Below are 10,673 nucleotides of genomic sequence, written 5' to 3' on the forward strand. Positions count from 1 at the left end.
CAGTCGTGCACCCGTGCGGTCGCCGCCGTCGGTGACGTGCCAAGCCTGGTGGCCATGCTTACACCGCCGCGCGGAGGGCCTGGACCTCGGCGGCCGCAAGCCACCACCAGCCCAGGCCGTGGAGCATCAGCGCGATCCGCCCGCCGACGTCGACAAAGGTGACCTCGTCGGTGGTCCACTCCCCGTGCGGGGCCGTGAGCCATCGGCGAAGTCGGTGACGGTCGAGGACCGCAGCGCCATGGCCTCCGTAGCGGACGTGGATCAGGTCGCCGCCGACGGTGAACTCCACGCGGATCGCCTGACCGGCTGACCGGGGCAACTCCAGTGACGTGCCGCCCGACGTCCGGCTCCCGATCGTGTCCTGGCTCGTCCCTTCCATCTCGCGCTTCCCCCGGTCCTTGATTCGCCTTCAGTCGAATGGGAGGCGCCGAAGACGGCAGGGGATGAATGCCACACTGCCGTCCCCGGCGCTGCGACAAGGGTTCGAGATTCGTGAACCGGTGAACACGACCAATGGGGAATGGCGATTATGCGTCGGCCGTATATTCGCGAATGAGCGCCATACGCATGAGTGGATAGACTCCGGCTGACCAGGTCCCTTTCGTTCGACCCGGATCAGGGGGTGGCTATGACGCGTCCGGCCGCCCCCCGCTGTAACCGATGCGGTGCCCGCCTGGCTCGGGACAACCAGGCTGGGCGCTGCGCTCCCTGCCAGGTGACTGACCGAGGCAAGGTGGTTCAGCCGCCGGAGCTGCCCGCTGACTTCTGGCGTCACGAGACCCTGCAGGACGCATTCCGGGCCCGCCATATGGGACGAGTGATCCGGGCGTACCGGGGCCACCCTGCCCACGGTCGTCATCCTCTCGCACAGGGGACGGTGGGGACGTGGGCGGGCATCAGCCAGGCCCAGGTCAGCCGGATCGAGAATGGACCGCCGATCGTGCACCTCGACCGGCTGATCGAGTGGGCACGCCTGCTGGGCATGCCGGCCGACTACCTATGGTTCAAGCTGCCCGGAGACAGCGAGATACCCGACGAGACGGACGACGTGAGGCGACGCAGCTTCTTGAGCACCGCCGGCCTTGGCCTGGCTGGCGTGCTGAGCGCTGACCTGGAGCGCCCGGCCGTTGCGCCTGGGCCGCAACCGCTTTGCGACGCCGTAGCGGAGCTGAAGGCGGTGATGCTGTCGCCGCCGGCTGCCGCTCGGGATGAGCCAGCGGCCGCCGCCGGCGATCTCACCAAGCAGGTCGGCACGGCGTGGCAGCTGCGTCAGCGCGCCGACTACACCCGCCTCAGTTGTCTGCTGCCGCGCCTCCTGAGCCAGGTCCAGGCCAGTGCCACCGCCCTGGAGGGGGTGCTCGGGATCAGGCGAGCCGGGTCGCCGCCCATGCCTACAACGCTGCCAGCTCTCTGCTGAAGCGCCTCGGCGACAGTCCGCTGGCTCTGGTCGCGGCCGACCGCGCCGTCCAGGCCGCCGGGCTGCTGGGGGATCCGGTCCTGGTCGCTGCTGCCCAGTACCGTCTGGCCAACGTCCTCCTCACCGCGCGAAGGGCCGACGAGGCACGCGCGGTATCGCTCCAAGCGGCGGCACTCATCGAACCGGGCAAGGTCCAGACCACTCGCAGCCAGGCCATGTGGGGCAGCCTGCTCGTTACCGCCGCAGTCGCCGCCGCCCAACGTCAGGACGAGTCCAGCGCCTGGGAACTGATGGGCGAGGCCACGACCGCGAGCCGACTGCTCGGCACCGACCACGCCGACCTGTACACCATCTTCGGCCCCACCAACGTCGCCATCTACGGCGTCCAGATCGCCGTCGAACTGCGCAACGGCCGCGACGCCGTCCGCCGCAGCCAGCGCGTCAATCCGGACCGCCTTCCCCCGAGCCTGCTGGAGCGGCGCAGCCAGTTCCTCATCGACGTCGCCCACGGGCACACCCTCGACGGCGACGACGCCTCCGCCGTCGCCACCCTGACCCGCGCCCAGCGCATCGCCCCGCAGGAGTTGCACCTCAACGACGACGTCCACCACCTCACCCGGCGCATGCTCAGCCGCGAGCGCGCCGGAGCCGCTCCTGGCCTGCGCGACCTGGCCGACTCCCTCGGCCTCACCGGGTAGGACATGGACAGCGCCTCTCAGCCGGTCCTGTACGTCATCGCCTGCGGCGGCCGACCCGCCGCCGACCTACCGGCCTTCGTCACCCGCCGCCAAGCCGACGGCTGGAACGTCTGCGTCATCGCCACACCGTCAGCGCTGAAGTTCATGGACACCGAGCGGCTCGTCGAGCTGACCGGCCACCCCGTGCGCTCCGACTACAAGCGCCCCGACGAACCCGACGTCCTGCCCGCTCCCGACGCCATCGTCGTCGCCCCGTGCACCTTCAACACCACCAACAAGTGGGCGCACGGCACCAGCGACACCCTCGCCCTCGGCTTGCTCAACGAAGCCATCGGCCTCGAGCTGCCGGTAATCGCCGTGCCCAACCCCAGCCGCGCCCTCGCGAAGCACCCCGCCTTCATCGAGAGCATCCAACGGCTCCGCTCCTGGGGTGTCACCATAATCTTCGACCCCGACGCTTATCCGCTTCCTACGCCGAACCAGGGACCCACGGCTGCGGAACTGTTTCCGTGGCAGGCGCTGGAGGCGGCAGTTGGGGCAACGCGGCAGGCGAAGGGCGGGCCGGCGAGGTAAGACGCTCCTGCGTCACAAATCGAACGCGGCTGCACGGCCGACGGTGATTCCAGAAGACCGCCCGTCGCCTCCATGATCATGGGGCGTGCCAAGGAGGCATTGACACCTCGTGCGAAGGACGGACATGTCGTCCCCAACTCGTCCCTGGAAATGGCGGCGCTTCGGGCGGCGCACCGCAGCACCCACACGTGGTCGACACGCAGGACGGCGCGCTGCCGACGATCCCAGGACTGTCCGAACTGGTCCGGGAGAAGTCCGCGACCTTCTCCGAGCGGTGCGACGACATCGAGGTGCACGACCCGGCGAGGCGTCGGGCGAGGCGGACCCGTCGGTCCGATGCCGCACTGCGGCGGACGATTGGCCTCCAGCCATGGACAAGTGGGCTACTCATTCGCGTGGGCGTAACGTCGTTCAGCTCAGCAGGCGTCCGACGGCTTCCGTGAGCTCCTTGGTGAGCATCTCGCCCCGCTCCCTCTCCTCGCTCACCCATCCCTTGCCCTCGGCCGCGACGCCTTCGAGCATGTCCAGCGTGCTGTAAAGCCCTGCTGCGTCGAGGGTGATCTCGGTGAAGTTGAGAGGTTCGCCCTCCAGCGGTTTCGTCCCCGGTCCCATCACGTCGATCGTCATGCACTGACCGTTCAGAAGGCCGAGCTCGAAGAGCCGGCGTCTGTCGATGGTGTCCTCGACGTGAACGGCCGCAACGGCGTCGAACCGGTAGTTCGATCTCTCCTGCCTCCGGTACTCGGTGGTCTCGAAGTCCAGCTCGACCCTGATCTGCCGGACGCCGTCTCGTGTGAGCAGGAAGACCAGCAGCGTGTACCTCGAGTACCGCCAAGGTCCTTTCCGGACCCGCGCGCGCCGGCACTGTGCGCCGGGTGCCTCGAGGAAGGCGTGGGCGATAACGCTGCTCGCTTTCAGCCGGTAGTGCTTGAGACCGTCGTCCAGGAGGACCTTGCGGTCGCATTCCAGCCAGTGGGCCATCTCCAGGTCGTTCGGTCTGTCCGCGAGTCTGCCGAGCCAGACGTGGTAGGCCTCTTGGGCCTCCGCGAGACGTCGCTGCGCGTCGGCTTCCTCCCGTGCGAGGACCTGGCGGTCGACGCGGCGCCGGATCCATGCCCTTGTCGCTGGCCAGCCGCAGCCGAGGGCTATCGCCACGGCGTAGGTGGTTCGCATCGGATCGGCCTGGACGGCGGCGACGATCGCCGCTATTCCGGCGACTACGGCCAGGGAGCCTCCGAGCCACGCTGCCGCCTTCACGACGAGGGGTGTCCGGTATTCCGTGCGGTAGCCGAACAGCGATCCGTCGGACCAACGCCGCCTGACCGTGCGGACATAGTGCCGGGCAAGCCACTTGACCGACTCAGCCCTTACCGGCTGCTCGCGGTAGACCTCGACGACCTCGTCGCGCAGGGTCCGACACACGCCCGCGGTCTCCACAAACCAGCGCGCCGCACTCGTGTCCTCTGGGGCGTACTTCCCGACGTAGCGGTCGAAGTAGCCGTCCACCTTGGCGGTGAAGCCACCTGGCGTGGCTGTGGACGGCGGAGCTTGGCGGAAGAGGTGTTCCGCTTCTCGACGCTCCAGGTAGTCGTTCCGGTAACACCACTCCAGGTACGCGGCCATCCAGGCAGTGAAGCCGACCGTGGCCAGCGCGAACCACATCAGCTCGCGTCCTCCGCCGCCGTTCAGGAGGATGGCGCCGATCCCAGCGACTGCGGCGACGGCGACGGCGATGCCGGCACCGACCATGAGCTGTGCCGCCCTGGTCACATGTCTCGGAAGTGCATGACGGACTCGCGGCAGCGCGGGCTTGGCCTCGAAGAACTTCCAGACCCGCTGCTCGCGATCTTCTGCGTGCTGCCCGTTCTCGGCGTCCTTCAGCACCTGAGCCCAGAGCTTGTCCTGCAGGGGACGAGCAAGAAGACGATCCAGATGTCGGATGATCTCCCTGTGCTGAAGCTCTCCGAGGTCTTTCAGGTCTCGAATAACGCCGGCCGTGTCTTCGTCCTCGGTGTCCAACGACTCGAGCAGCCGGCCGATGAGGCGGACGCCGCGGGCCCAGTCGTCGTCGCCATCGACGCGGAGCAACCGTGGCATTGCCTCGATCAGCGGCAGGTCCTCGTCTGAGAGCTGCCGCTTCGTCCGCCCGCTGAAGAACGCCAGGAGCCAGTGAAAGGACACCTCGTTTCCTTGCAGACCGGCGACCACGGCTTCGTGGATGAGCTCGCGCGCCCGTCTCGGCGCACCGCCCTCCAGATAGCGGACACCCAGGTCGTACCGCTCCCGTGGCGTGGGGTCGGGGGAGAGTTGGTAGAGGTGGACATCGCCGTGGATCGCCTCCGCCTGAATGCCAACGTGCGCCTGGTCGCGAGCGACATTGGTCGGGCCGCCCTCGTCGGAGGTCATGGCCGACCTTGCACCACGGCGATAATGGTGCCCAGCGTTGCCGCCAGCTCGGCCACGTCGTGGACGAGCCCGCGCAGCCGCTTAAGGGCCATGATCAGGCGGCTCACCCTCTCCGGAGAATCGGCCTGCAAGGCGTTCTCTGCGTGGCGGAGTTCGACCTCGGCCTCACGGTAGGTCGCCAGGTCAAGCCGGCCCGTCTCGCGGCTCCGACGGAGTTCCCTCCGGACCTGGTGTAGCTCGGCGGCGACGTCGGTCATCGGCGCCGACTTGGTCGTCGTCTGGTTCACGTCGCCGTAGAGGTGGCTCACTTGAATTCCGACCCGGGCGTTGTCCTTGGCGATGTTCTTGCTGTGTCCCACGGCATGGCTCCCCGTCGTGTCCTGGGCTCGGGCCCGGTCCTCCTCGGCGATGGCTAGTTCGCCGGCCAGCGCCAACGCGAAGGTGGCGGCATGGTCGGCGGCCCTTTCCTGCCAACGCGCGCCGTCGGTGATCTCCTTGCTTCCGTCCGCGCGATCGCTGGCCGCCCTGACCACCGCCACTGCGAGCGGCGCGTTCAGGTGGCCTGCCTGTGCCACGCCGGCGCCCTCCATCTCAATCACCAGAGCGTCGTTGTACTTGTCCCGAATCCACTCGGCCTCAGCCGAGGTCGTGGAGTTCAGCAACACTTCACCGGCGGCCACCGGACCGAAATGCACACCGAACGCGGCGCCCGTGCCGTGGCCGATCCAAGCCCGTGTCCGAGCGAGGTGCTGGGCCTCCTGGAGCACTGCGTGCGAGGTCTCCCAGACACGCGGACGACTCTTGAGGCCATCGGCCTGGCTGGTACCCCCGTGCGGCGCGTACACGTGGGTCCCGACCACCACGTCGCCCAGGGGCAGCCACGGCTTCAATGCGCCCGCGACGCCGACGAAGAACACCGCCGCTGGAGAGAACTCGGTGACAGCCCGCTCGGCGATTACCGCCGCGGCATGGTTGCCCTTGCCAACAAGCCCCAGGGCGATCCTGCGGCCACCGTCGCCGAGCCGCCCGACCTCGAAACGCGTCCCACGCGGGTGCGAGTGTGCCCCGAGCTCAACGAGTCTGGCGCGCGCCGCCATGTACTCCACGTCAAGCGCGGTCAGGACCACCGTCGGCCGCTCGGTCATAGCGCTGCCTCCTGCTCGTGCGGCTCCGCATCGGCGAGGTCTCCGGACCGAACCATGGGGGGGTGCAGGGCGGTTCGCGGCCCCGCCCGGAAGAGGCGGGCGGGCCGCCCGCTCCCGGCCTTGCGCATCGGTCCGACGGGCACGATGAACCCACGCGACTTCTGTACCTTGCGATAGAAGTTGCGAGGGTCCAGCTGAACTCCCCACACCGCCTCGTACACCTGCTGGAGCTCAACAATCGTGAACTCCGGCCCGCAGAACGCGGTCGCGAGCGACGAACTCTCCAGCTTCGCCCGTGCGCGCTCGACTCCGTCCACCACGATTCCGCGGTGATCGAACGCCAGCGTGACGCGGGACGACAACACGTCATCCACCGGTAGCCAGGCCGCAGCGCTCGCATCCGTCCCAGCCACGGGCTCCGGCAGTCGCGGCGCGACGACAAGGTGCGCCACCGAGATCACCCGGCCGCGCGGGTCCCGGCCGGGGTCGCCGTACACACCGAGCGGCTCGAGATGTGAAGCCTCCACGGTCAATCCCGCCTCCTCGGCGAGCTCCCGGCGCGCAGCCTCGTCGATGCCCTCCCGGTCGTCGCGGAGGAATCCGCCAGGCAGAGCCAGCCGGCCCTGGAACGGCGGGACGCCGCGCTCGACGAGCAACACCTCGAGACGTCCGCCGCGCAACGTGAGGATCACGAGGTCCACGGCGAGAAGCACGGCGGGCGGTTGCCACGAGTCATCGGACATGTGCCGACAGTACGTTACTGTCACTGTGACAGGAAGTGCGGAAGAGGTGGTGTCACGCAGAGCGGGTCGCTCCGCCCGCCGGCCACGAGGGCGGCGGGCATCAGGGCTCAGCCCAGTACCACCACGGCTTGTTCTTGATCCCGTTGCCTCGAGTGCGTAATGGATACCTCTCACGTGCCGGGATTCCGCGTCGTCGCGCAGCGCCCGCCGCCTGATCGGCCAATCGCCGCGGCCGGTCAGGTCCTCGTCGGCTAGTGCGTTGACCTCGAGGAGTCACGGGTTTTGGCGACACGCCTGGATCGGTGCGTGATCTTCAGGCCGGGGCGGGCCAGTGTTGATCTTGCGGGGTGGGATTGAGGTGTGCCATGTCCAGACCGCCGCGCCCGGAGGGCGCCTACAGTTTGGTTGCGTTGGCCGACGTGGCGGCCGACCGGCGGATGGCATCGAGGAACGCGATCAGATGCTTAGCGTGTCGAAGCCCCGGGGTTCGGTCGATGTCGGGGAGGGAACTCGTCCGATTCGCCGGGTGTGCGGCTGACGATCACCGATTTTGATGTTCGGATAAGCTGAAGGTATATTCGGTGTCTGTGAAGTCTCCGGTCCCCTTGCTGGCGCCGCTCCTGCGTTCCGACGCGCAGGGGGAACTCCTCGCCCTGGTGCTGCTGCACCCTGACCAGGAGTTCACCCTCTCCGAGATCGCTCGCCGGATCGGGGTCAGCCTGCCCACGGTCCATGCCGAAATCGGCCGCTTGGCGGTGGCGGGGCTGGTAGCGGATCGCCGGGTAGGCCAGGCCAGGTTGGTGCGCGGGTGCACCGACCACGTGCTCTACCGACCGCTAGCGGAACTGCTGGAGCTGACCTACGGGCCGACGGCCGTGTTGCCGGACGTGCTGGCCACCCTGCCGGACGTCCAAGAAGCCTACGTGTACGGCTCCTGGGCCGCGCGACGCCATGGCGAACCAGGCCCTCCTCCACGGGATATCGACGTCGTGGTGATCGGCCATCCGACCCGCGACTCCCTTGCCGCGGCGGGAGAGGATGCGCGGCGGCGCCTGCATCGAGAGGTGAACATCACCCGCATCACCCCGGAGGTATGGCAGTCCAAGCAGGACCCCTTCGTGCGGACCCTGATCTCCCGTCCGCTGGTGGCGCTTACCCTGCGCCCCCCGAACGCCTCGACGGATGACGAGGAGCAGCAGTGATCCTTCGTTGGGAGAAGGGCCGCGACGTCGTCGACGGACTCCTCGCCACCAGTAGGCTGACCCGAGTCACGCCTAATCGTGAGTACGCCGACCTGCTCGTCGGCCAGGCCCGGGCGCACCTCGTCTCGGCGCAGGCGATCGTGGGTGCTGATCCCGCCGGCGCGTTCGCCCTGGTTTACGACGCGGCCCGGAAGGCGCTGACCGCGGTTCTGGTAAACCAGGGCCTGCGGACGGCCGGAGACGGCTCGCACGCCCTGTTGCTCGACGTCGTCGTGGCTCAACTCGACCCGCCGCTGGGCGCGACCTTCCGGCCGTTCTCCTGGATGCGACCCTTGCGAAACCACACCCAGTACCCGGCTCCCGAGCATCCGGTGGCCCAGTCAGAGGACGTCACCGAGGCGCTCCCGGCCGTGGCGTCGATGGTCGACGCCGTGACGCGAGTCCTCGAGCAGATGCCGCCGTACTGAGTACGGCTGAGGTCGCCTCGTTACGTACCCGTTCGCATCGAGGGGACCAGGGGCTCAAATCCCCTCAGCTCCACTGAGTTTTCGCAGGTCAGAGGCTAGTTTCGGAGATCTTCGGACTGGCATTTTGATCGTTTTTCCCGCAGATTTGTCCGCAGGATTCGGCCGCAGGGCGCGGATCCGGGGTGGCTCAATTCCACGAGCTCGGCGAGCGGGGCGGCGCGCCACCCTCACCACACCCCCGGACATGGCCCAACCGCGAGACAAGGCCCTCATCGACGAGCCATAGACGCGCCAGACCGAGAACCCCGAATACGACTGGACGTGCGCTCGTGCGGTCGCGCGGTCGCGCGGTCTAGCGCGCTCACTGCGGCGTAGTGTGCGCGAGCGCGCTAAAGACGCGGCGTCAGCCATCAGGGTCCTGGATCAAGGCTCGATGAAGCGGCCGAGAGGCGACCCTGTACGCGGCATAGGGCCGAATGTTCTCAATCGGTAGGAAAGTCGCTCCAGGGTCTCGGCTACGCCTGCTCTTCCAGCCTCGCCCTACGACTTCGCGGCCTGGCACCGCTCTTTGATGGGCGCCACCGACCTGACCTCGCAGAACACCACTGGCCGCGGCCGGCCTTTCGCCGCTCGCGCCAGGCGCTCACCGGCGCGGAAGCCGAAGTCGGGCCGCCCGCTCTCTTCAGGGGGCTCGACGTGCACGCCCGACTTCCCTAGGTGCGCCCGGACGCCGGACGCCGACCACGCGCCCTCCGCCCGTGCGGCACCCACCGCGGCCCAGACGGCGTACGCTGCGTCGGCGCCGGTCGCGAGGGCTTGCCGGCCGTGCTCCTGCAGGGGGTCGTCGCCCGAGCTCGTCCGGTAGCCGAGGTAGGTGAGCGTGAAGCGCTCGGGGTCCCACTTCTCGAGCAGCAGCTCGCGCGCCCGGTCGACGAGGTTCGTCGCCGACTCCCCGGAGAGGATCGCGACGTCCTCCTCGCACCTGTCGAGGGCCCAGAGCACGTCGGCGAACTGCGTGCCGCGGACCGTGGAGACGATCCCGCCCCGCGCCGCCGCCGCGCACAGGCCAGTGTCGGTCCCGGTCGCGTGGAGGTTGGCGACGATCGTGCCGATGTCGCGGCACTCTACGGTCACGCCCGGGTGCCGCTCGGCGAGGGCGTCCCGCAGGCGGGCGGTGAGATCGGGCGAGTACCGCTGCCCGGCGGACTCCAGTTCGGGGCAGGTGTCCCCAGCGTCCACCGTGCGGTACCCGTCGCCGGCGTCGCTGACGATCGTCGCCCGGCGCCACCCCTCGCTGCCGATCCAGTCGGCCATCGCCCGGGCGTTGCGGCTGTTGGTCGGCTGCGTCAGCCAGAGGTCCGGGACGTCGCGCATGTACTCGCCGGTCAGCGACGTCCCGAAGAAGGGGACGCCGAACGCCGCCGACGTCCGGATGGAGTCCGGGGTGCTGACGGACAGCCCTATTGCGGCCGCCGTCCGAGGGCTTCGGAGGTCGTCGCGGACGAGGGCGGCCGCCTCGACGCCGTACCGGCTGAGGTAGCCGGTGTTGACCGGCACGAGCACGAGGCCCCACTCGGCGTCCCCTGCTCCCAGCTGATGGCGGCGGTCCTCCGCCAGGGTGCCGGTCCCGTTGAGGTCGTTCATCACCTCGAGGGCGCCTTGGAGCTGCAGCGGGTACGACGTCGGTATCGCGTGCCCGTCCTTCTTCGGGGGCATCGTGAACGGCGCCGGGAAATAGACGACCTTGTAGGGCACGCCGCTGTCGAGCACGGCCTGGCCGGCCTTCAGCACGGCGTCGAACGTGGGCCTCGCGGCGGTATCCATGCCCGCCAGGAACCGCGGGCACGCGGTGACGACGACGCCGCCGCCGTCGATCGTGAACGTGGCGCCGATGGTCTGGCCGCCGAGCACCCGCGTCTGGCGGCAGCCGTCGGCCTTCGCGACGGGTGGCGGAGGTCCCGGGCGGGCCACCGCACCGGCGACGGCGGCGGCCGTGCCGAGGGCCGCGACGGCGACCCAGGT

General features: G+C 69.1%; 9 protein-coding genes. 4 read left to right on the forward strand and 5 right to left on the reverse strand.

The window, feature by feature from the left end; translation table 11 throughout:
* Positions 1 to 58: 58 nt before the first annotated feature.
* The gene (locus AC08OU_RS17675) at positions 59 to 379 is read right to left on the reverse strand and encodes a hypothetical protein (RefSeq protein WP_476605339.1); all 321 of its coding nucleotides are present in this window, start codon (positions 377 to 379) and stop codon (positions 59 to 61) included.
* Between the two features lie 354 nt (positions 380 to 733).
* On the opposite strand from AC08OU_RS17675, the gene AC08OU_RS17680 reads away from it, so the two are divergent.
* Both AC08OU_RS17680 and AC08OU_RS17685 read left to right on the forward strand, forming a co-directional pair.
* Positions 734 to 1,417, forward strand: a complete 684-nt coding sequence (locus AC08OU_RS17680) for a helix-turn-helix domain-containing protein (protein ID WP_476605340.1) — start codon at positions 734 to 736, stop codon at positions 1,415 to 1,417.
* Between the two features lie 701 nt (positions 1,418 to 2,118).
* The gene (locus tag AC08OU_RS17685) at positions 2,119 to 2,688 is read left to right on the forward strand and encodes a flavoprotein (RefSeq protein WP_476605341.1); all 570 of its coding nucleotides are present in this window, start codon (positions 2,119 to 2,121) and stop codon (positions 2,686 to 2,688) included.
* 411 nt (positions 2,689 to 3,099) lie between these two features.
* On the opposite strand, the gene AC08OU_RS17690 is transcribed toward AC08OU_RS17685, so the two are convergent.
* Genes AC08OU_RS17690 through AC08OU_RS17700 form a run of 3 tightly spaced genes read right to left on the reverse strand, consistent with a single transcriptional unit; the run spans position 3,100 to position 6,982 of the window.
* Positions 3,100 to 5,094 (reverse strand): hypothetical protein, encoded by a 1,995-nt coding sequence (locus AC08OU_RS17690; protein WP_476605342.1) that lies wholly within the window; start codon positions 5,092 to 5,094, stop codon positions 3,100 to 3,102.
* Entirely contained in the window at positions 5,091 to 6,239 is a 1,149-nt protein-coding gene (locus AC08OU_RS17695; RefSeq protein WP_476605343.1) for a 5'-methylthioadenosine/S-adenosylhomocysteine nucleosidase family protein, read from the reverse strand. Before AC08OU_RS17695 ends, AC08OU_RS17690 begins: the two co-directional genes overlap by 4 nt.
* Complete coding sequence (locus AC08OU_RS17700; protein ID WP_476605344.1) at positions 6,236 to 6,982, reverse strand: NUDIX hydrolase; 747 nt, start codon at positions 6,980 to 6,982, stop codon at positions 6,236 to 6,238. The genes AC08OU_RS17695 and AC08OU_RS17700 overlap by 4 nt, the downstream gene beginning before the upstream one ends.
* A gap of 581 nt (positions 6,983 to 7,563) precedes the next feature.
* On the opposite strand from AC08OU_RS17700, the gene AC08OU_RS17705 reads away from it, so the two are divergent.
* Positions 7,564 to 8,184: a hypothetical protein gene (locus tag AC08OU_RS17705; protein WP_476605345.1), complete on the forward strand. Its 621-nt coding sequence runs from the start codon at positions 7,564 to 7,566 to the stop codon at positions 8,182 to 8,184.
* On the forward strand, positions 8,181 to 8,651 hold the full coding sequence (locus AC08OU_RS17710; RefSeq protein ID WP_476605346.1) for a hypothetical protein: 471 nt from the start codon (positions 8,181 to 8,183) through the stop codon (positions 8,649 to 8,651). The genes AC08OU_RS17705 and AC08OU_RS17710 overlap by 4 nt, the downstream gene beginning before the upstream one ends.
* A gap of 540 nt (positions 8,652 to 9,191) precedes the next feature.
* Here the strand turns inward: AC08OU_RS17710 and AC08OU_RS17715 are convergent.
* The coding region (locus AC08OU_RS17715; protein WP_476605347.1) for a type 1 periplasmic-binding domain-containing protein at positions 9,192 to 10,673 on the reverse strand (1,482 nt) is incomplete at its 5' end.

The sequence above is a fragment of the Frankia sp. CcMO1 genome, assembly GCF_977945845.1.

Bases quoted from the DNA above. Each gene is read 5' to 3' on its own strand.
- AC08OU_RS17690 (WP_476605342.1), bottom strand. From the start codon at position 5,094: ATGACCTCCGACGAGGGCGGCCCGACCAATGTCGCTCGCGACCAGGCG.
- AC08OU_RS17685 (WP_476605341.1), top strand. From the start codon at position 2,119: ATGGACAGCGCCTCTCAGCCGGTCCTGTACGTCATCGCCTGCGGCGGC.
- AC08OU_RS17675 (WP_476605339.1), bottom strand. From the start codon at position 379: ATGGAAGGGACGAGCCAGGACACGATCGGGAGCCGGACGTCGGGCGGC.
- AC08OU_RS17700 (WP_476605344.1), bottom strand. From the start codon at position 6,982: ATGTCCGATGACTCGTGGCAACCGCCCGCCGTGCTTCTCGCCGTGGAC.
- AC08OU_RS17695 (WP_476605343.1), bottom strand. From the start codon at position 6,239: ATGACCGAGCGGCCGACGGTGGTCCTGACCGCGCTTGACGTGGAGTAC.